This window comes from Pseudomonas sp. URMO17WK12:I12 (assembly GCF_000514395.1).
Taxonomy (GTDB): Bacteria; Pseudomonadota; Gammaproteobacteria; order Pseudomonadales; family Pseudomonadaceae; genus Aquipseudomonas; species Aquipseudomonas mucoides.
Window position 1 is genome coordinate 253,493 of record NZ_AZVV01000009.1, and the last position, 21,584, is coordinate 275,076.

Consider the following 21,584-nt stretch of genomic DNA (forward strand, 5'->3'; position numbering starts at 1 on the left):
GTTCAAGGTACTGCTGACCATGAACTATCAGTTGAACTTTGCCGCCGTGTGGCGCGATTTCGACACCTTGCTGGCGGGGCTCGGTCTGGGTCTTGAGCTGGCGCTGGTGTCGATCGCCATCGGTTGCGTGATCGGCCTGATGATGGCGTTTGCTTTGCTCTCGAAGCACCGCGCATTGCGGGTGCTGGCGTCGGTGTATGTGACGGTGATCCGTAATACGCCGATTCTGGTGTTGATTCTGTTGATCTACTTTGCCTTGCCGAGCCTGGGCATTCGTCTGGACAAGATCCCGTCGTTCATCATCACCCTGTCGCTCTACGCCGGGGCGTATCTGACCGAAGTGTTCCGTGGCGGTTTGTTGAGCATTCCCAAGGGCCAGCGTGAAGCCGGGCTCGCCATCGGCCTCGGCGAGTGGCAGGTCAAGGCTTACGTCACCGTCCCGGTGATGCTGCGCAATGTGCTGCCGGCCTTGTCGAACAACTTTATTTCGCTGTTCAAGGACACTTCGCTGGCCGCTGCGATCGCGGTGCCGGAGCTGACCTATTACGCGCGCAAGATCAATGTCGAGAGCTACCGGGTGATTGAAACCTGGCTGGTGACCACGGCGCTCTATGTGGCGGCCTGTTACCTCATTGCCATGATGCTGCGTTACCTCGAACAGCGTCTGGCGATTCGCCGATAGGAGCCCCCCATGTACGAATCCCCTGGTTGGTTGCATGAGTTATGGGTTGCCCGCGAAGTGTTGTGGCAAGGCTTCCTGACCAGTGTGCAGGTGTCGGCGCTGGCCATTTTGCTGGGCACGATGGTCGGCATTGTCGCCGGTCTGGTGCTGACCTACGGCAAGTTCTGGATGCGTGCGCCGTTTCGCGTCTACGTCGACCTGATTCGCGGTACGCCGGTGTTTGTGTTGGTGCTGGCCTGCTTTTATATGGCGCCGGCACTGGGTTGGCAGATCAGCGCGTTTCAGGCCGGTGCGTTGGGGTTGACGCTGTTTTGCGGCTCCCACGTCGCCGAGATCGTGCGCGGCGCGTTGCAAGCACTGCCTAGCGGTCAGATGGAAGCGAGCAAGGCGATTGGCCTGACGTTTTTCCAATCCCTCGGTTACGTGCTGTTGCCTCAAGCGTTGCGGCAGATCCTGCCGACCTGGGTCAACTCCTCGACGGAAATCGTCAAGGCCTCGACGCTATTGTCGGTGATCGGCGTGGCGGAGTTACTGCTCAGCACACAGCAAATCATCGCCCGGACCTTCATGACCCTGGAGTTTTACCTGTTCGCCGGATTTCTGTTTTTCGTCATCAACTACGCCATCGAATTACTCGGCCGGCACATTGAAAAGCGGGTGGCCTTGCCATGACTCAACTCTCCAACACGCAAAACGGTCAGGCCCTGCTGGACATACGCGGCCTGCACAAACAATACGGCAAGCTCGAAGTGCTCAAGGGCGTCGACCTGAGCATGCAGCGCGGCAACGTCGTCACACTGATCGGCTCCAGCGGTTCGGGCAAGACCACCTTGCTGCGCTGCGTAAACATGCTCGAAGAATTCCAGGGCGGGCAGATCATGCTCGACGGCGAGTCCATCGGCTATGACGAGGTCGACGGCAAACGCATCCGTCACCCGGAAAAAGTCATCGCCCGGCATCGTGCAATGACGGGCATGGCGTTCCAGCAATTCAACCTGTTCCCGCACCTCACCGCCTTGCAGAACGTCACCCTGGGTTTGCTCAAGGTGAAAAAACTGCACAAGGACGAGGCCGTTGCTCTGGCGGAAAAATGGCTGGAGCGCGTCGGCTTGCTGGAACGCCGTGATCACTATCCCGGTCAGTTGTCCGGCGGTCAGCAACAGCGCGTGGCGATTGCCCGGGCGATTGCGATGAACCCGAGCCTGATGCTGTTCGACGAAGTCACCTCGGCCCTCGACCCGGAACTGGTCGGCGAAGTGCTGAACGTGATCAAGGGCCTGGCCGACGAAGGCATGACCATGTTGCTGGTCACCCACGAAATGCGTTTTGCATTCGAAGTCTCGGACAAAATCGTTTTCATGAATCAGGGGCGCATCGAAGAGCAGGGGCCACCCAAGGAGCTGTTCGAGCGCCCTCAATCACCGCGTCTGGCTGAGTTTCTCAAAAACACGCGCTTTTAACTTTTCAGAATTCAATCAGGAGAAACACTCATGAGCATTACTCGTTACGGCACCGGCAGTAGCGCCGCTGGCGGTACGCCTCGTCCTTTCGCCCGCGCCGTTGAAGCCGATGGCTGGCTGCACGTTTCCGGGCAGGTGCCGGCGCTGGATGGCGAGATCATTACGGGTGGCATCGTCGAACAGACCCACCAGACCATGAAAAATCTGATTGCGATTCTGCAAGAGGCCGGTTATGGCCTGGAAGATGTGGTGCGTGCTGGCGTGTGGTTGGAGGATCCACGGGACTTCACGAGTTTCAACAAGGTCTTCTCCGAGTACTTCAAACCCGAACACGCTCCGGCCCGTGCCTGCGTGCAGGCGAACATGATGGTCGACTGCAAGGTCGAGATCGACTGCATCGCGTACAAGAAAAAGGCCTGAACCGAGTCGCGCCCATCGCGGGCAAGCCACGCTCCCCCAGGGGAATGCATTTCAAATGTGGGAGCGTGGCTTGCCCGCGATGGCGGCCTAACAATCGCCACCGCACTCTAGGTAAACTCCCGGCACTTTGTATGGGAACCAATGAAATGACCGAAGACACCATCAAGCGCCGGGCTCGCGGTCTGGACCGGGCGTTCGATATCCTCGACTTCCTCAAGGAAATCGGCAAACCCCTGCGCCCGAATGAAATTGCCAGCGGTATCGGCAGCCCGAAATCCACGGTCTACGAATTGGTGGCCTCCCTGCTGGAACGGCGCATTCTGGAAACCGTGGGCAAGGACGGTCATGTCTACCTGGGCCGTCAGTTGTACTTCCTCGGGCAGGCGCATTTGCGTCATTTCGACCTGACCCGCGAGGCCGATCTCGCCTTGCAGGAAATCGTCAGCCAGACCCACGAAACCGCCCAGATGTGCCTGCTCAATGGCCGCAAATACACCGTGGCGCTGATGAAGGAGGGCGAGCGGCATTTCCGCATTTCCTCGGACATCGGCGAGAACGCGCCGATTCCCTGGACCGCTTCCGGGCGCCTGCTGTTGGCGCATTTGAGTGACGAGGAAATTGTCGACCTGATCGACCATGACGACTTCATCCTGCCCAACGGCGAGCGCCTGCCGCTGGAACAGTTTCTGGCGGAAATCCGGCAGGCCGGCATCGATGGCTTTTTCTCCTTCGATAGCGTCGCCGACACCTTTACCCATTGCTTCGCCGCCCCGGTCAAAGACCCCAACGGCGTGGCCATTGCGACCCTGTGCATCGTGGCCCCACGGGCTGATGCCAAGACCCATTACAACGATTATCGCCGAGTGCTGATCGACAACGCCAACCACCTGGCCCGGCGTATCAACGAATAAATGCGGCTGCCTGCGGCCGCGAATGTGAGGAGTTCGACCATGTCTACTGCCAACAATACTGCCGCCGTGGAAAAGGGTTTTGCCCAGACCGGCGCCAACCTGGTCCGCGATGTCAGCCTGCCGGCGCTGGTGCTGCACCGCGAAGCGCTGGAACACAACATTCGCTGGATGCAGGACTTTGTCAGCAACAGTGGCGCCGAGCTCGCGCCCCATGGCAAGACCAGCATGACCCCAGCCTTGTTTCGCCGCCAACTGGACGCCGGCGCCTGGGGCATCACCCTGGCCAGCGCCACGCAAACCCGCGCGGCTTATGCCCATGGCGTGCGTCGGGTGCTGATGGCCAACCAATTGGTCGGTACGCCGAACATGGCGTTGATCGCCGATCTGCTGGCGGACCCGACGTTCGATTTCCATTGCATGGTCGATCATCCGGACAACGTCGCGGACCTCGGTGCCTACTTTGCCTCGCGCGGCGTGCGCCTGAACGTGATGATCGAATACGGTGTGGTCGGCGGCCGTTGCGGTTGCCGCACTGAGGACGAAGTCATCGCGCTGGCCAAAGCCATCAACGCGCAACCGGCGCTGGCCCTGACCGGTATCGAAGGCTACGAAGGCGTGATCCATGGCGATCATGCGGTGACCGGTATCCGCGCATTCGCCCAGTCATTGGTGCGTTTGGCCGTGCAGTTGCAGGACAGCGGCGCGTTTGCGATCGCCAAGCCGATCATCACTGCGTCGGGTTCCGCCTGGTATGACTTGATTGCCGAGGAGTTCGAAGCACAGAACGCTGCCGGGCGTTTCCTCAGTGTGTTGCGTCCGGGCAGCTACGTGGCCCACGACCATGGCATCTACAAGGAAGCGCAATGCTGTGTGCTCGACCGTCGTAGTGACCTGAATGAAGGCCTGCGTCCGGCGCTGGAAGTCTGGGCACACGTGCAGTCGATGCCGGAACCGGGTTTTGCGGTGATTGCCCTGGGCAAGCGCGATGTAGCGTACGACGCCGGTCTGCCGGTGCCGTTGTTGCGTTACAAGGCCGGTGTGGTGCCGGCGAAGGGCGATGACGTCAGTGCCTGCAAGGTGACGGCAGTGATGGATCAGCACGCGTTCATGACCGTGGCGCCGGGGGTTGAGTTGCGGGTCGGCGACATTATTTCGTTCGGCACGTCGCACCCGTGCCTGACGTTCGACAAGTGGCGCACGGGGTGTCTGGTGGATGATCAGATGAATGTCATCGAAACCATGGAAACCTGTTTCTAAGGCTTGAGACCGAGGCGCTGCTATCGCGGGCAAGCCCGGCGCCTACATGGGTAACACGATCCCTGTGGGAGCCGGGCTAGTCCGCGATGAGGCCCGCCCAGACAACAAAGAAACACCAGAGACCCCACACCATGCACACCATCAACACCCTCGGCCCCAACATCCCGCGCATCGCCCTGATCGGCGAATGCATGATCGAGCTGCAACAACGCGCCGACGGCAGCCTGCAACAAAGCTTCGGCGGCGACACCCTGAACACCGCCGTCTACCTGTCCCGTGAACTGGGCGAGCGCGGCATCGTCGATTACGTCACCGCCCTGGGCGACGACAGCTTCAGCGACGCGATGTGCCAGAACTGGGCCAGCGAAAACATCGGCCTGGGCATGGTCCAGCGTTTACCCGGACGTTTGCCCGGCTTGTATTGCATCCAGACCGACGCCGCCGGCGAGCGTCGTTTTCTCTACTGGCGCAACGAAGCGGCCGTGCGCGATTGCTTCACCACGCCCGCCGCCGCGCCGATTCTGGCGGCGCTGCCGGATTACGACGTGTTGTACTTCAGCGGCATCACGCTGGCGGTGCTCGGTGTGCAAGGTCGGGCAAAATTGCTGGAAACCCTGATCGAAGCCCGTCAGCGAGATGCGCGCATCGTCTTCGACAACAACTATCGGCCGCGCTTGTGGGCGTCGGTTGAGGAAGCCCGCGCGGCGTATCGCAGTGTGTTGCCGTATGTGGACCTGGCGTTGCTGACGGTTGAGGACGAGCAGGCGCTGTTCCATTTCTCAAGTTGCCAGGCGGTGTTCGATGCTTACGAGCAGATCGGCACGCCGGAAGTGGTGCTCAAGCGCGGTTCAGACGCGTGCCTGATTCGCTGTGACGGTGAGTCGTTTGAAGTGCCGGCGCAGAAGGTCGACCGCGTCGTAGATACGACGGCGGCAGGGGATTCGTTCAGTGCGGCGTACCTGGCCAGTCGGCTCAAGGGCGCGAGCGCGGTGGAAGCGGCTGAGGCGGGGCATCGGTTGGCGAGTCGGGTGATTCAGGTGCCGGGGGCGCTGATCCCTAGATAAGGGATGAATGGCCGTCTGCTTCGCAGTCGGTTCGCGAGCAGGCTCGCTCCCACAGGGGAGCGCATTCCAATGCAGGAGCCGAGCTTGCTCGCGATGAGGCCCTCAAGGCCACCCCTCAATCCCGGTAAAACACCTGCACCAGGTGATACCCGAACTTGCTCTTGATCGGTCCGTGTACCACCCGCAGCGGCTTCTTGAAAATCACCGCATCAATCACCCCGACCATCTGCCCCGGCCGCACTTCACCGAGGTCGCCGCCGCGCTTGCCGGACGGGCAAGTGGAGTACTTTTTGGCCAGCACGTCGAAGGCTTCGCCCTTGGCGATGCGTTGTTTGAGCTGCTCGGCTTCTTCCGAGGTTTTCACCAGAATATGGCGGGCTTGAGCTTTCATGGGGCGTACCTTGCAACGTGCTGACAGCGGGGCGGGCGATTATGCCTCAACTCACTCGGGTTGGCCGATCATCGTGCGAATCTTGTTGGCCAGCAAGTCGATGGAAAAGGGCTTGGCCACCATGTCCATACCTTCCTCCAGAAAGCCCTGACGTTCGGCGGCGGTTTCCGCGTAACCGGTCATGAACAGCACTTTGAGGTCCGGGCGATGCTGGCGGGCGATCTCCGCCAGTTGCCGACCGTTCATGCCCGGCAGTCCGACATCGGTCACCAGCAGATCAACACGCAAATCCGATTCCAGCAAGGGCAGGGCGGTCTTGGCGTCTTCGGCTTCGTGAGCGTGGTAACCCAGCTCATTGAGCAAGTCGAGCACCAGCATGCGCACCGCCGGGTCGTCTTCCACCAGCACCACGGTTTCACCGGCAATCGCCGCGGGCGCCTCGCCCGTGACCGGCACCAGCACGTTTTCCGGTTCCATGGCATGCAAGCGCGGCAGGTACAAGCGCACGCTGGTGCCCTTGCCGGGCAGGCTGAACAGGCTGACATGTCCGCCTGATTGCTGGGCGAAGCCGTAGATCATCGACAACCCCAGCCCTGTGCCCTGGCCGATGGGTTTGGTGGTGAAGAACGGGTCAAATGCCTTGGCCAGTACCGAGGGTGTCATGCCGGTGCCGTTGTCACTGACGGCGATCATCACGTAATCCCCGGCCTTGACCGGTTCCAGTGTGGTGATGTCAGTGCCGTCGAGGTAGACATTGCTCGTTTCGATCAGCAGTTGGCCGCCATCGGGCATCGCATCGCGGGCGTTGATCACCAGGTTGAGCAGGGCGTTTTCCAGTTGGCTGACGTCGGTGCTGATCGGCCAGACTTCATCGGCCAGTTGCAGATTGAGCTCGATGTGGTCGCCCGTGGTCCGGCTGAGCAAGTCTTCCAGCGAGCGCACCAATTCATTGGCATTCAGCGGTTTGCGATCCAGTGACTGGCGACGGGAAAACGCCAGCAGGCGATGGGTCAACGCGGCGGCGCGGTTGGCCGAGGACACCGCGGCTTCGGTAAAACGGCTGATCTCGTGAGTGCGCCCATCGGCGATGTAGCGCTGCATCAAGTCAAGACTGCCAATAATCCCGGTAAGCATGTTGTTGAAGTCATGGGCGATGCCGCCGGTGAGTTGGCCGACTGCTTCCATTTTTTGAGCATGGCGCAAGGCGTCCTCGGCACGCTCGCGCTCGACCATCTCGTTTTGCAGGCGCTGGTTGGCTTCGGCCAGCTGCTGGGTGCGAGCGGCGACGCGCTCTTCCAGGGTTTCATTGAGATTGCGCAAGGCTTCTTCGGTCTGTTTGCGCTCGGTTTCGTCGATCACAAAAATGTAGAAGCCATTCACCGCGCCATCCGCGCCGTGGCGCGGCAGGTAGTTCATCAGCGCATGCCGCAGGCTGCCGTCGCGGTGTGGCGTGCTGATGCTGAAGCAGCAAGGTTTGCCCGTAAGTGCTTCAGCAATGTGTTCGGCACGTAAGGCATAGGCCTCGTCACCCAGTACTTCGCGAATGGTTTTGCCGTAGAGCTCTTGCGGCGTCAGGCCGTACCAGTCCAGGTACGCGGAATTGTTCAGGCGGAAACGCTCTTCGCTGTCGACGTAGCTGATCAGGATCGGCATCGCGTTGATGATCAATTGCAGCTCGGTCTGGCTCTGGCGCAGGGCCTGTTCGGTGCGTTTGCGCTCGGTCAGGTCCAGCGCGGCGCCGAGAAAGCGCATTGGCCGGCCGTGATGATCCTTGTAGCAGCGCCCCCGGGCAAACACCCAGCTCAACTGCCCATCGGGTTGCAGCAGGCGATATTCCTCGGCGTACTCGGTGCCATGGGTGATGCAGTGCTTGATGCTGCGCGCAATCATCGCCCGGTCTTCCGGATGCACGCCCTGGAGGTACGCGCTGATCGGCAATTCCCCGGCCAACGCCGGATCGATGCCGTGCAGTTGGGCAAAATGAGCGTCGGCGAGGAAACGGTCTTCGCCGATGTCCCAATCCCAGGTGCCCACCGAGTCGGTCGCGGCCAAGGCCAGTTGCAGGCGCTGCTCGGTTTCGCGCTGGGCCTTGAGGCTGGCGGCCGAGCGTTGTTCCAGTTCAAGGGCGATGCGGCGACGTTCGTTGGTTTCGATGGCGGTGACCAGAATGCCCGCCACCTCGGCGCTTTCATCGCGGATCGGGCTGTAGGTCAAATCCAGCCAGAAGTCGGAATCGCCACCGTCACGTTGCAGGGCAAAGCGCTGTTCGCTGTAGGTGCGCACCTGGCCTTGTAGGACGGCGCTGTAAATCGGGTCGGTAAAGTCCTGAAGTTCTGGCCAGATCTGGTGCGTCGGCTGTCCGAAAGCGTGTGGATGTTTGCTGCCAGCGAGCAGGGCGAAGCCGTCGTTGTAGATCTGTGTCAGCTGCGGTCCCCATAGCAACAGCATCGGCATCGGTGAGTGAATCACGATGTCGACGGCGGTGCGCAGGCTCTGCGGCCAGGTGCCAGCAGGGCCCAAGGGGGTCTGTGTCCAGTCCAGTCGGGCAATCAAGGCCTGGGCATCGCTGCCGGTGGGTGATGCGTTCATCAAGTGGTCCTGCGCTTAAGTCGGTGTGGCGGCGTCTACTATCCTCGTAGGGCGGTAGAGGCTGGATGACCCATGTCGGGTCATTATTTTTTCATTGAATGCTTCGCGGGTGTTTTTTGCCATGGAAATCGATGCACTGTTGAAACTTCTGGCCAGCGGTAATGGCTCCGATCTTTATCTCTCCACGGCGGCACCGCCCAGCGCGCGGTTCGACGGCGTCCTTGAACCGTTGTGCGATCAGCCGTTCAAACCCGGTGAAGTCGCGGCAATGGCCGCGTCCATCATGGACGCCGAACAGCGTCTGGAGTTCGACCGTGAGCTGGAAATGAACCTGGCCATTTCGTTGTCGGGAATCGGGCGCTTTCGGGTCAATCTGTTCAAGCAACGCAACGACGTGTCCATTGTGATACGTAACATCAAACTCGACATCCCGCGCTTCGAAGATCTCAAATTACCCCCCGTGCTGCTGGACACCGTGATGCTCAAGCAAGGCCTGATACTGTTCGTCGGCGCCACAGACTCGGGCAAGTCGACATCGCTGGCGGCGCTGATCGACTACCGCAATCGCCACAGCAGCGGTCATATCGTCACCATTGAAGACCCGATCGAATATATCCATCGGCACAAGCAGTCGATCATCAATCAGCGCGAAGTGGGCGTCGATACCCGAAGTTTTCATGCGGCATTAAAAAACACCCTGCGCCAGGCACCGGACGTGGTGCTGATCGGCGAAATTCGTGACCGCGAAACCATGGAGCACGCGCTGGCGTTCGCCGACACCGGTCATCTGGTGATTTCCACGTTGCACGCACACAACGCCCATCAGGCGCTGGACCGTATCATTAATTTCTTTCCCGAAGAGCGGCGGACGCAGTTGCTGCATGACCTGGGCAACAATCTCAAGGCGTTTGTTTCACAACGACTGGTGCGTACCCGCGACGGTCAGCGCAGGGCGGCAGTGGAAGTGATGTTGGGTACACCGACGATTGCTGACTTGATTAGACGCAATGAACTCGATGAACTTAAAAACATTATGGACAAGTCTGCAGAGTTCGGTATGCAAACGTTCGATGGCGCACTGTATGCGCTGGTGGTGGAAGGCGCAATCAGCGAGGAAGAGGCGCTAAAACATGCGGACTCGCTTTGTAATCTTAAGTTGCGCCTTAAGCTTTATGGCGCAGGGGTTTCGAACGTTAATATGCGCAGTGATGGCTGGGGGTTGGTGGATTGATTAAATTGGTAAAGTGAGTGGTTGTGAAATATTGTCTTATGACTTTTTACTGTTTAGTTATTATTCGATGAGTCAGGATTAACCGTCGTTGAATGAATCAGTTAACTAATTTCATAAGGTTGTTATGTTTTATAAGTTTAAGTATAAAGACTATCCGTTGTCCGGGGCGGTTTCTGAAGTTCAACACCTTTGGTTAAAGGTCGATGCGGCTGAGCGACAGGTGGTCGTGCGCTTATTGCAAAGTGTCTTCGAGGATCAAGAGGACGACGGGCCCTACCATTGGCAAGGCTACGAGTTTGAGCTGGCGAAAGGCTCTTCGTTGTATGAAGTCCATATGCCGGGTCGAGTGGCATGGAATAACCTGGCCAACTACACGGTCGTGATGGATGAACTCCGTCGCCACGGCCCCGAGAACATGGCCGCAACCCGTATCAACGAAACCGGCGGGCTTGAGATTTTCAGAAAAGACCGGTTAGTGTGGGACGTCGTCGACGTGAATATCGTCCAGGAGTCCCACTATTATCAGAAGCTTCTGGTGATAGGTGATATTGCCAAACAAGCCGGTGGTTACATTTATAGCGAAGATTTCGTCGATGTGGACCAATGGCTGAAGTTTCATGGCCTGATGGTTCCAAGAAATGCCAGCGAAACAAAAAACCTGATCGCGCTTTTCGAGTTCGATCCTGAGGTTGATGAGCTGGGTAACTATTGGGGGCAGCTTGTTACGGATGATCCGTCGTTAGCCGTCTTGTCGGTTGAGCAGCGCGACGCCATTCGGCAGGTCACCCAGCGTGTCGCCAAAAACACCAAACTGCTGGATAAGTTGTTCCGCGAAACGGGGCGCGTCATTGCGACGCACGATAATGCCGCGCAACGGATCGGTCAGTTGATCAAGCATCCGGTGGCCCAAGCTTGTGCCAGGAAACTCCTGGAGGAGTCGGCCTGGTTCGGCGCGCAATCCGGGCAAGAGGTCTCTTCACAAGGTCTTGAGCAACTGCTGGTAACCAGCCTGTTGCTGGATCTTTATCCGTCTCTCGGTAGCACCCAAGACCGCAAGCGTATCGCCGGTTTCGCTTTATATGCGCCGAGCAACGTTGAGCGGTCGCCGGCCGTGGTGCGCGAGGAGCTGCAAGCCTTACTCTATACCAAAGGCTGGGTTGATCCTGCCGCGGCGCCGCTGGCGTGTCATCTGCTGCTGGCGGAGATGGCGCCGGAATTTCTGGTCACGGGCGTGCCAGCAGCGATGACGATGGGCTCGGTTGCCTGGGTCACCTTTTGCCATGGCGTTGCTCTGGCGGAAGCGGTGAGGAAGGGGGCGTCGCGTGTGCTGACGTATGCGCAGATCATGGCGTATGTCGAACTGGAACCTGTCAGCGAACCGCTGTCCCGACTGCGGGAATTGGCGATGATCGATCCGATCGTTGACTGGGCGCTATTGAATGGCGTTATCAGCGAAAGCGAGCTCACTCAAGCGGCAAAGGAAACCACCGAGCGGGCAATCACGGCGTTCCAGGAATTCGCGGAGAACTTCACCCATCTGGCCAGCGTCTATTCCATCCCAATGCCCAACCGCGAAACCATTGCGCGCGAAGCGTTGAAAGGAGCAGTGCCGGAGTGTGATTTCCTGGACGATAAAGTGCTTTATCAACACCCCGGCCTCTATGCATCCCCCAACCCCATGTCGATGGTCGGCTTGCACATGTCGGCGGACCTTGCGGGTGGCCAGTGGGATTTCCGCGCGGTCTTTCCCGACGATGTTTTTTCCAGAACCCCTGATTTGTTGGCCGGTGTGACCAATCAACAAAGACCAACTCACTACGACCCCTCCGTCACCAGCCTTTATAGCCGCTTTCCAAGGTTGCAGAGCCTGCCGCCCAACAATGTCGAATACCATCGCCTGTTACGGAATTATCTCGGCGATCTGAATAAAGCGCTGGCGACCAATGTGAAGTTGGCCCTTTCACACATGCTTGCCCATGATCTGGAGATTTTTCTAAAAGGTAAGATCACCTTTTTTACCGTTCGTCTTCCAGCGACCAGCACCGAGTCTTACTTCTCAATATCGCCGGTGCCCGTTTCGACGACTTACGAAACACAGCAAAGTAACGATGCTGTGAAGGGACGTTTTGGCATTGTCATGTTCGCTGCCCACGGCAATGCGGTTGCCTGTTATGAGTTGTTTGCCTTGCGCGGTGAATTACGGAAAAACACCACGCTGGCGACGCTGATAACCTCAACGGGTAAATTGCGGACTGCCGCCCGAATGGATTTTAACGGGGAGCTGAATGCGCCCCTGCGACCTGCGACTCCCGAATTGTTGCCTCTCTCGGTTGTTGAATACACTGCCGGCGATTTTGCTGAGAATGACGCCAGCAGCGCCATGGGGATTATTGAAAAACTGGGTGAGCTTCCCGCACCAGCGTCTGTGTCGGCGCGGCAGCAGAGTCACTACCGTAATTTCGGTAATCCGCAGCTACGGCGAATTGCCGAGTTCGTTGTGAACAATCATCCGTTGCGCACATTTGACGAAATCGAGTTAATGGCCACGGTACCGACAGCACTTGAAACAGAACGCAAAAATGGCGAAGAGACTGCAGATTACATCGTGAATTTGGTGGTTCCGTTCAAGAAGTGCATCGAGGATTTGTCTTCTGGAGAACACAATAAGGTCGTTGACGGGATCTACGGTTGCGTCATGGATGCTATGGCGTTGGGCAGTGCATTTGTGGGGGCGGGCGCCAAAGCGCTGAGCATTTCGTCGAAGGCGGTCTCCTTGTCGTCCAAAGGCGCCCGCCTGACCAAACTGGCGTTTGCGACGTCCGTTTCCCTCTTCAACCCCGTGGATGATGTGCCAACGGTGTTCTATGGTGCCGGGAAACTCATCCACAAAGGCGCGTTACGGTTCAGCAAGCAGGCTGAAGAGCTTCTCGGACTGGCAAAGTCCCAGTTGGGCAGACTCCATGGCAGCCACAATTCCTATGACTTGGTCCGCGCAGCCAGCAACGTCAACACCGGACAGGGTACCTGGCGACCCCGTGGTGCCATCGGTGAGGAGCTCACGGTGGTGGCGACCCGCAATAATTTTCAATGGTATGCCCTCGACCGTCTGGGCAAAGCCTGGGGGCCAAAACTCGACAACTTTGCCTATGTGGCCCCTGTCCGTTTGCCGCGATCTACCAAGACATTGCCTGTCAGTTATACCCGACAGTTCATCGAACAAAGTCTGCCGCGGGCCCGGACGAAAATCGAAAACGCGATCAACGCCTTGACCCATCGTGACTTTGTGTCGCAGCGCAACCTGGTTGCCAGACTGCTGATGGGAAGCGACTCGAACGATGCAATCAATCAGTTATTGAACTATTTGAGAGCGGTCAGGGCCGACTTTGGGGGCGTTTCCATCAGTAACTTCATCCTTGATCCACTCAAGGACACCCACCACATTGCCGCTTTCGACACGAGCGCTTACCAACAGTGGAAAGGTGCAGCCGGGCAATCCGACGCGAAGTTCATTGAAATCTATACGCCCAATCTTAACCGGCACTTCATTGGCCTGGGATTCAATCATGACGTCGTCGCAGACGACTTGATCCATGAGCTGTTTCACGGGCCTGCGCAGATCGGTGATGTCGCCTATGCCCGCGACGCTGGCAGCGTCGGCGGTGGACAGTCGCTGGACGTGGCGTCGCTGCTGAACCTGGCTTCCGGCTGGCTTGCGGTGACAGATGAAGGCAATGCTCGTCACGCCAGTTCCAAAGCCTTTGAAAACGCCGACTCACTGGCGGTGGTCACTTCGCTGCTGAGCCAGTTGCACACCGACGAAGTCGGGTTTGACCGCAACATGTCCCTCCTGCGGAACACACTTGAAGCACATCCCGATAGCGCGATCGTCGATCCGGTGCGGATCACGTTGAACCATTCCGTGACTGCGCAGCGGCTTGGCTCTGGCTCTGGCAGGCCTGGCACGAGCGTCCAATAGAACCGTTTAAAAAGCGAGTTCCGGCCGATCCCGGAATTGCTCCAGCGCCTCGGGATTGGCCAGCGCATCGGTGTTCTTTACCTTCTGCCCATGCACCACGTTCCTCACCGCCAGCTCAACGACCTTGCCGCTGATGGTTCGTGGAATATCGGTCACCGCGACGATCTTCGCTGGCACATGTCGCGGCGTGGTGTTAGCGCGAATCACTTGGCGGATCTGTTGCTGCAAGGCTTCATCCAGTTCGACACCGTCGCGCAATCGCACAAACAACACGACCCGCACGTCATCCTGCCATTGCTGACCAATGGCCACGCTGTCCAGCACTTGCGGGATTTTCTCTACCTGGCGGTAGATCTCCGCCGTGCCGATGCGCACGCCGCCGGGGTTGAGTACCGCATCCGAGCGGCCATGGATCATCATCGCGCCGTGGGGCAGTTGCTCGGCGTAATCGCCCTGGGACCAGACACCGGGGAACTGGCTGAAATACGAAGCGTGCAGCTTTTCCTGTTGCGGATCATTCCAGAAACCGATGGGCATGGCCGGGAAATGCCGGGTACACACCAGTTCACCCTTCTCTCCGATCACCGGTTGGCCGTTGTCATTCCAGACTTCAACCGCCATGCCCAGGCTCTTGCCCTGTATTTCGCCACGGCGCACCGGTTGAAACGGGTTGCCGTTCACAAAACACGAAACGACGTCCGTACCACCGGACATCGACGCCAGGCATACGTCGGGCTTGAAGTCGCGGTAAACATAGTCGTAACTCTGGGGCGACAGTGCGGAGCCGGTGCAGAGGAGGGTTTTCAGACTGCTCAAGTCATGGCTTTCGCGCGGCTTCACGCCATTGCTTTCCAGGGTCGCCAGGTACTTGGGGCTGGTGCCGAAGACGCTGATCTGTTCATCGTCTATCAGGTCGATCAACCGTTCGGGGCCTGGATGGAACGGCGAACCGTCGTACAGCACCACGGCGCTGCCGACGGCAAGGGCCGAGACCAGCCAGTTCCACATCATCCAGCCGCAGGTGGTGTAGTAGAACAAACGGTCGCCAGCGCCGAGATCGCAATGCAGCCCATGTTCTTTGACGTGCTGCAGCAACACACCGCCGGTGCTGTGGATGATGCATTTCGGCACGCCGGTGGTGCCGCTGGAGTAGAGGATGTACAACGGATGCGCGAAAGGCACGGGGACAAAATCCGGCTCGCCGCCCACGTCGTAGAAATCCTCCCACAACGTCACATTGGCATGGGTGTGGAAGTCGACGATGTGCGCCTGTGGCCGTGCATACGGCACCACGATCAACTGCTGCAAGGACGGCAGGCGCGAGAGGATTTCGTTGATTTTGCCGGTCTGGTCGATGTCCTTGCCGGCATAGCGGTAACCGGCGCAGGTGATCAGTACCTTTGGTTCGATTTGGCCGAAACGGTCGATCACCCCTTGAGTGCCGAAGTCCGGCGAGGAGCAGGACCAGATCGCCCCCAGGCTGGTGGTGCCGAGCATGGCCACCAGGGTTTGCCAGGTGTTGGGCATGCACGCGGCGACGCGGTCGCCGAGGCCGACGCCGGCAGCGATCAGACTGTGCTGGAACCCGGCCACATGCTCGGCCAGTTCCGCCCAGGTCAGGTGTTCGCGCTGGCCGTTCTCGCCAATGGCAATCACCGCAATGGCATCGTCGCGACGGCGCAGCAGGTGTTCGGCAAAGTTCAGGGTGGCGCCGGGAAACCACTGGGCGCTGGGCATTTGCGCGCCTTCGACCAGCACTGCGTCGGGTTGGTCGTGGAAGCGGATGTCGAAGAAGTCGACGATGGCCTGCCAGAAGTCATCGCGCTGATCGATGGACCATTGGTGCAGGGCCGGGTAGTCATCAATGTGGACGTGGTGGCGCTGGCTGATGGAACGCCGAAAGGCCTCCATGCGCGTCTTGGCGATGCGCTCGGCACTGGGTTGCCAGAGAATGTCGGACATGGTTTGCCTCTTGTTCTATCTGGAGATCCAATCGCGGGCAAGCCACGCTCCCACCGGTAAACGCGATCTAATGTGGGAGCGAGTCTTGCCCGCGATGAACGATAACGCGGTTTGAGGGGGTTACTGCGCCAACCACCCACCATCAATATTCCACGCCGCGCCACGCACCTGACTGCCGGCCTCGCTGCACAAAAACAGCACCAGTTCACCCAATTGCGGCGGGGTGACGAACTCCAGTGACGGCTGTTTCTCGGCCAGCAAATCATGCTGCGCCTGCTGCGGATCGATCCCGGTCGCGGCACGGTCATCAATCTGCTTCTGCACCAGCGGCGTCAAGACCCAGCCCGGGCAAATCGCATTGCACGTCACGTGCGTCGTCGCGGTTTCCAGGCCCACCACTTTGGTCAAGCCGATCACCCCATGTTTGGCGGCGACGTACGCGGCTTTACCCACCGAACCCACCTGACCGTGCACCGAGGCAATGTTAATGATCCGCCCCCAATTCTTCGCACGCATGCGCGGCAGGCACAGGCGGGTGCTGTGAAACACCGAGGACAGGTTGATCGCGATAATCGAGTCCCAGCGCTCCACCGGAAACTCTTCTACCGACGCCACGTGCTGGATGCCGGCATTGTTGACCAGAATATCGATGCCACCGAATTCGCGCTCGGCATAGGCAACCATCTCGGCGATCTGCGCCGGGTCGCTGACGTCGGCGGGGTGATGACCGACCTTGCCACCGAACTGCTGGACCTCGGCAATCACCTTGGAAGCATCGCCGAAACCATTGAGCACCACGTTGGCGCCGGCCTTGGCCAGGCTGAGTGCAATGCCCAGGCCGATGCCGCTGGTGGAACCGGTGACCAGTGCGGTCTTGCCTGTAAGAGTCGTCATGAATACCTCACACAATGCCAGTGGCGTAGAAAGTGCCGATGACCACGAAGACCGCCAGGGTCTTGATCAGCGTAATACAGAAAATGTCTTTATAGGCTTCGCGGTGCGTCAGCCCGGTGACCGCCAGCAAGGTAATCACCGCGCCGTTGTGCGGCAGGGTGTCCATGCCACCGCTCGCCATCGCAGCCACGCGGTGCAGCACTTCCAGCGGAATGTTGGCCGCGTGGGCTGCCGCGATGAAGTCATTGGCCATGGCCGCCAGCGCGATGCTCATGCCGCCCGAGGCAGAACCGGTGATGCCCGCGAGCAAGGTCACGGTAATGGCTTCGTTGACCAGCGGGTTGGGAATGCTCTTGAGCCAGTCAGCCAGCACGAGGAAGCCTGGCAGCGAAGCAATCACCGCACCGAAGCCGTATTCCGAGGCGGTGTTCATTGCCGCGAGCAACGCGCCACTGACCGCACTTTTGCTGCCTTCAGCGAGTTTGCTGCGAATCGCCTGGAAGCCAAACACCAGCACCATGATGATGCCCACCAGCAGTGCCGCCTGAACGGCCCAGATGGCCGTCAGTTTGGCGATTTCGGTGGTCACCGGCGCGGCCATGCCTGGCAGCGCGAGGCTGTGGGTCTTGCCGTACCACTGCGGGATCCATTGGGTGAACAGCAGGTTCATAATGCCCACGGCCAGCAGCGGCGACAGGGCGATCCACGGGTTAGGCAGCTTGATATCGGCCGAGGTTTCCGGCTCGTTGCGCAACTCGGTGCCATAGCCTTCGCCGGCCCGTAGGGCCTTGTTGCGCTGACGCTGGAGAAACAGCATGCCGGCGCAGAACACGAAAATCGTGCCGATCAAGCCCAGCCACGGCGCCGCCCAGGCGGTGGTGTTGAAGAAAGTGCTGGGGATGATGTTTTGGATCTGCGGGGTGCCGGGCAGGGCGTCCATGGTGAACGAGAACGCGCCCAAGGCGATGGTCGCCGGGATCAAACGCTTGGGGATGTCGCTCTGGCGGAACATTTCAGCGGCAAACGGATAGACCGCGAACACCACCACAAACAACGACACGCCGCCGTAAGTGAGCAGGGCGCAGACCAGCACGATCACCAGCATCGCCTGGCGTGTGCCGAGCAGGCGAATGGCGGCGGCGACGATGGAGCGCGAGAAGCCGGACAACTCAATCAGCTTGCCGAACACCGCACCGAGCAGGAACACCGGGAAATACAGTTTGATGAAGCCGACCATTTTTTCCATGAACACCCCGGTGAAGGCGGGCGCGACGGCGGAAGGGTCGGTGAGCAGGACGGCGCCGAGGGCGGCAATCGGGGCGAAAAGGATAACGCTGTAGCCACGGTAAGCAGCGAGCATCAACAGCGCGAGGGCTGCCAAGGCAATGATCACACTCATGGTGTGTCTCCTGGATTGTTATTTTTGTAGGGTAGGTCTTTTGTGGGAGAGGGCTTTAGCGAGATTCGTGCCAGAGAGTTAAGCGATTGAAATATAAAGATATTTATTAGTATTCGAGGCGATGGTTAATTATTTGTCTCTTTTTTGAGATGTTTTTTAAGGGTGACGGGGCCTCATCGCGAGCAAGTTCGCTCCCACAGGTTGAGTGAGTTGGCCCTGAGAACTCGGTCCCCTGCGGGAGCGAGCTTGCTCGTGATGGTCTGTCTAATAATGGAGATGTATGTCTCTTTATTGAGACTCTGCAATCCCCAATGCCACCATCTTCTTGTACAGCGTCGACCGCCCCAACCCCAGCCGCGCCGCTGCTTCAATCACCTTACCCCCGCATTGCACAAGGGCGGACTCAATCAACTGCCGGTCAAACCGCTCTCGAGCCTGGCTAAACGTCTCATGCTCAGCTGCCTCAATCATCTGCGGTGTCGAGCGCTCGACTGGCGTGAAGGTGCCAATCGCTGCACGAATCTGTGCGGCATCCAGCAGCAGATCATCACTGAGCAACGCCGCCCGCTCCAGGACGTTACGCAGTTCACGAATATTCCCCGGCCACGCGTGCTGCCCCAGCAGCTCCAGCGCCTCGCGGTTCAGTTCATGCTGACTGCGCAACTCCTCAAGAATCGCTTCGCTGAGTGCCGGCAGGTCGTCGAGGCGATCCCGCAGTGGTGGCACGTGGATGGGCAGCACGTTCAGGCGGTAATACAAATCCGCCCGAAACTCGCCACGTTTGATGGCGGCTTCGAGATCGGTCGAAGTGGCTGCGATCACCCGCACATCGCTGTGGATCACTTCATTGGAGCCGACCGGCTCGAATTCCTTCTCCTGCAAAACCCGCAGCAGTTTGCTTTGCAGTGGCAGCGGCATGTCGCCGATTTCATCCAGGAACAAGGTGCCGCCCTGGGCGATCTGCAACTTGCCGGCGCGGCCCTTGCGGTCGGCGCCGGTAAACGCGCCTGGGGCGGTGCCGAAGAATTCCGCTTCCAGCAACGATTCGGGAATTGCCGCGCTGTTGATGCTGACAAACGCTTTGTGCGCGCGCGGTGAGGCGCTGTGGATCGCCTGGGCCAGCAGCTCCTTGCCGGTGCCGGTTTCACCGAGCAACAACACGGGTGACTCGGCGCTGGCACTGCGTCGGGCGCGACGTTTGACTTCCAGGCTGGCCGCACTGGTGCCGATGAAATGGGCGAAGTTGTACTTGGTCTGCCGCGCCCGCAGTAGCGAGCGGGTCGACGCCAGTTCTTCCTGCATGCTCATGTAGCGCTTGAGCATGGGCGACAGGCTGCGCAATTCGTCGAACAGCGCAAAACCAATCGCGCCGATCACCACGCCCGCATCGTCATGAATGGGCAGGCGCATCACTACCAGCGGTTCTTTGGGGGTGTCTTGCATGTCGAGCAAAATCGGGCGTCCGGTGCGCACCACTTCGCGCAGCAGGCTGCCGGGGATCACGCTTTCGCAGGCCTTGCCGATTGCCACTTCCGCCGACTCCAGGCCGAAACGCCGGGCATAGCGCTCGTTCATCCAGACGATGTTGGCATCGCGGTCGACAATCACCGTGCCTTCGCTGGACTGCTCGATGATCTCGAACAGCGAGCGGATCGCCAGCAGGCGCACACGCTGGTAGTCCTTGAGGCTTTCGGTGGTGTTCATGGGCTCTTATCCAAAATGTTTAGTGCCAGTGCGGGCCTGCTCGCGATGGCCGCGACTCGGTCTTGCGACTACCGCGGATGCGCCGCCGCCAACAGCTCTTTGGTGTACGGATGCTGCGGCGATTCAAATACCTCATGGCTGGCACCGCTTTCCACCACTTTGCCGTCCTTGATCACGATCATGTCGTGGGCCAGGGCGCGCACCACCGCCAGGTCATGGCTGATAAACAAATACGTCAGGCCGTGTTTTTCCTGAAGCTGGCGCAGCAGGGCGACCACTTGCTTTTGTACGGTACGGTCCAGTGCCGAGGTCGGCTCGTCCAGCAGAATCAGTGCCGGTTTCAGCACCAGCGCCCGGGCAATGGCGATACGTTGACGTTGGCCGCCGGAAAATTCGTGCGGGTAGCGATGACGGCTTTGCGGGTCGAGGCCGACTTCCTCCAGCGCCCGAATCACTTCGGCCTTGCACTGTTCATCGGTCAACTGGCTGTGTACCTCAAGGCCCTCGCTGATGATCTGTGCCACCGACATGCGCGGGCTGAGGCTGCCATAAGGGTCCTGGAACACCACCTGCATTTTCTTGCGCCACGGCCGCAACTGCTTTTGCGTCAGGCCATCCAGCGCAGCGCCCTGAAAACGAATGCTGCCTTGGGAGTCGAGCAAACGCAGGATCGCCTGGCCGAGCGTTGACTTGCCCGAGCCGGATTCGCCGACGATGCCCAGTGTCTTGCCGCGCTGAATGTTGAGGCTGATGCCGTCCACCGCATTGAGGTAGGTCTTGCGCTGAAACAACCCGCCACTGAGGGCGAACTGCACGCGCAGATTGTCCACTTCCAGCACGTTCTCGCGCTCGTCGCGGGGCAGGGCTTCGCCCTCCGGCTCGGCGTTCAACAGCAAGCGACTATAAGGGTGCTTCGGTTCGGTAAAGATCGTTTCACAAGTGGCCTGCTCGACGATTTCCCCGGCCTTCATCACGCACACGCGCTGGGCAATGCTGCGCACCAGGTTGAGGTCATGGCTGATCAGCAGCAGCGACATGCCGAGTCGTTGTTGCAGGGATTTGAGCAGGATCAGAATCTTGCGCTGCACCGTGACGTCCAGCGCTGTGGTCGGTTCATCAGCGATCAGCAACTCAGGCTCGCAGGCCAGGGCCATTGCGATCATCACCCGCTGACGCTGTCCGCCCGAGAGTTGATGGGGATAAGCCTTGAGCCGTTCCTTGGGCTTCTGAATGCCGACCAGGTGTAACAACTCAAGAATTCGCGCTTGCGCCGATTTGCCGGTCAGGCCTTTGTGCAGCAGCAGGGTTTCGCCGATCTGCTTTTCGATGCTGTGCAGCGGATTGAGCGAGGTCATCGGCTCCTGAAAAATCATCGCGATCCGGTTGCCGCGCAATTCACGCAACACATTGGCCGGGGCGCCGAGCAGTTGTTTGCCTCGATAACGGATGCTGCCAGTGGATTCGGTGCCGGTTTCGGGCAGCAACTGCAGGATCGAATGCGCCGTCACCGATTTGCCGGAGCCCGACTCGCCGACCAGCGCCAGGCATTCGCCGGGGCGGATGTCCAGGCACAGGTTGCGTACCACGGTTTCGCCGCTGAAGGCGACGCTGAGGTCACGGATTTCGATCAGGGGGGTACTCATA

Annotated in this window: 16 protein-coding genes; 9 read left to right on the top strand and 7 right to left on the bottom strand. The window is 59.4% G+C overall.

Annotated elements, in window-relative coordinates; translation table 11 throughout:
* Positions 1-19: 19 nt before the first annotated feature.
* From D882_RS0113695 to D882_RS0113725, 7 genes are all read left to right on the top strand, one after another.
* Entirely contained in the window at positions 20-682 is a 663-nt protein-coding gene (locus tag D882_RS0113695; RefSeq protein WP_008015908.1) for an amino acid ABC transporter permease, read from the top strand.
* 9 nt (positions 683-691) lie between these two features.
* The gene (locus D882_RS0113700; protein ID WP_027923781.1) at positions 692-1,354 is read left to right on the top strand and encodes an amino acid ABC transporter permease; all 663 of its coding nucleotides are present in this window, start codon (positions 692-694) and stop codon (positions 1,352-1,354) included.
* Positions 1,351-2,142 carry an amino acid ABC transporter ATP-binding protein gene (locus tag D882_RS0113705; RefSeq protein WP_027923782.1) on the top strand — a complete coding sequence of 264 codons (792 nt, stop codon included), beginning with the start codon at positions 1,351-1,353 and terminating at the stop codon, positions 2,140-2,142. The genes D882_RS0113700 and D882_RS0113705 overlap by 4 nt, the downstream gene beginning before the upstream one ends.
* 30 nt (positions 2,143-2,172) lie before the next feature.
* Complete coding sequence (locus tag D882_RS0113710; protein WP_027923783.1) at positions 2,173-2,562, top strand: RidA family protein; 390 nt, start codon at positions 2,173-2,175, stop codon at positions 2,560-2,562.
* Positions 2,563-2,708: 146 nt separating this feature from the next.
* Positions 2,709-3,473, top strand: coding sequence for an IclR family transcriptional regulator (locus tag D882_RS0113715; protein WP_027923784.1), 765 nt, complete (start codon positions 2,709-2,711; stop codon positions 3,471-3,473).
* A gap of 39 nt (positions 3,474-3,512) precedes the next feature.
* Positions 3,513-4,730, top strand: coding sequence for an amino acid deaminase (locus D882_RS0113720; protein WP_027923785.1), 1,218 nt, complete (start codon positions 3,513-3,515; stop codon positions 4,728-4,730).
* A gap of 131 nt (positions 4,731-4,861) precedes the next feature.
* Complete coding sequence (locus D882_RS0113725) at positions 4,862-5,794, top strand: sugar kinase (RefSeq protein ID WP_027923786.1); 933 nt, start codon at positions 4,862-4,864, stop codon at positions 5,792-5,794.
* Positions 5,795-5,909: 115 nt separating this feature from the next.
* On the opposite strand, the gene D882_RS0113730 is transcribed toward D882_RS0113725, so the two are convergent.
* Together D882_RS0113730 and D882_RS0113735 are read right to left on the bottom strand one after the other, a co-directional pair.
* Positions 5,910-6,185, bottom strand: coding sequence for a peptidylprolyl isomerase (locus D882_RS0113730; RefSeq protein ID WP_007898282.1), 276 nt, complete (start codon positions 6,183-6,185; stop codon positions 5,910-5,912).
* A gap of 51 nt (positions 6,186-6,236) precedes the next feature.
* A complete protein-coding gene (locus D882_RS0113735) occupies positions 6,237-8,774 on the bottom strand; it encodes a PAS domain-containing sensor histidine kinase (RefSeq protein WP_027923787.1) in 2,538 nt (845 codons plus the stop codon).
* 121 nt (positions 8,775-8,895) lie between these two features.
* Between D882_RS0113735 and D882_RS01000000131105 the strand changes: the two genes are divergently transcribed.
* Positions 8,896-10,005, top strand: coding sequence for a PilT/PilU family type 4a pilus ATPase (locus tag D882_RS01000000131105; protein WP_032833533.1), 1,110 nt, complete (start codon positions 8,896-8,898; stop codon positions 10,003-10,005).
* 124 nt (positions 10,006-10,129) lie between these two features.
* Positions 10,130-13,981 carry a hypothetical protein gene (locus D882_RS01000000131110; protein WP_050590195.1) on the top strand — a complete coding sequence of 1,284 codons (3,852 nt, stop codon included), beginning with the start codon at positions 10,130-10,132 and terminating at the stop codon, positions 13,979-13,981.
* 6 nt (positions 13,982-13,987) lie between these two features.
* Here the strand turns inward: D882_RS01000000131110 and D882_RS0113750 are convergent, their stop codons facing one another.
* From D882_RS0113750 to D882_RS0113770, 5 genes are all read right to left on the bottom strand, one after another.
* Complete coding sequence (locus tag D882_RS0113750) at positions 13,988-15,943, bottom strand: acetoacetate--CoA ligase (RefSeq protein WP_027923788.1); 1,956 nt, start codon at positions 15,941-15,943, stop codon at positions 13,988-13,990.
* 120 nt (positions 15,944-16,063) lie between these two features.
* A complete protein-coding gene (gene hbdH, locus D882_RS0113755) occupies positions 16,064-16,837 on the bottom strand; it encodes a 3-hydroxybutyrate dehydrogenase (protein WP_027923789.1) in 774 nt (257 codons plus the stop codon).
* A gap of 7 nt (positions 16,838-16,844) precedes the next feature.
* Positions 16,845-18,236: a GntP family permease gene (locus tag D882_RS0113760; RefSeq protein ID WP_027923790.1), complete on the bottom strand. Its 1,392-nt coding sequence runs from the start codon at positions 18,234-18,236 to the stop codon at positions 16,845-16,847.
* Between the two features lie 288 nt (positions 18,237-18,524).
* The gene (locus D882_RS0113765) at positions 18,525-19,940 is read right to left on the bottom strand and encodes a sigma-54-dependent Fis family transcriptional regulator (RefSeq protein ID WP_027923791.1); all 1,416 of its coding nucleotides are present in this window, start codon (positions 19,938-19,940) and stop codon (positions 18,525-18,527) included.
* Between the two features lie 68 nt (positions 19,941-20,008).
* Positions 20,009-21,583: an ABC transporter ATP-binding protein gene (locus D882_RS0113770; RefSeq protein ID WP_027923792.1), complete on the bottom strand. Its 1,575-nt coding sequence runs from the start codon at positions 21,581-21,583 to the stop codon at positions 20,009-20,011.
* Position 21,584: the final 1 nt, after the last annotated feature.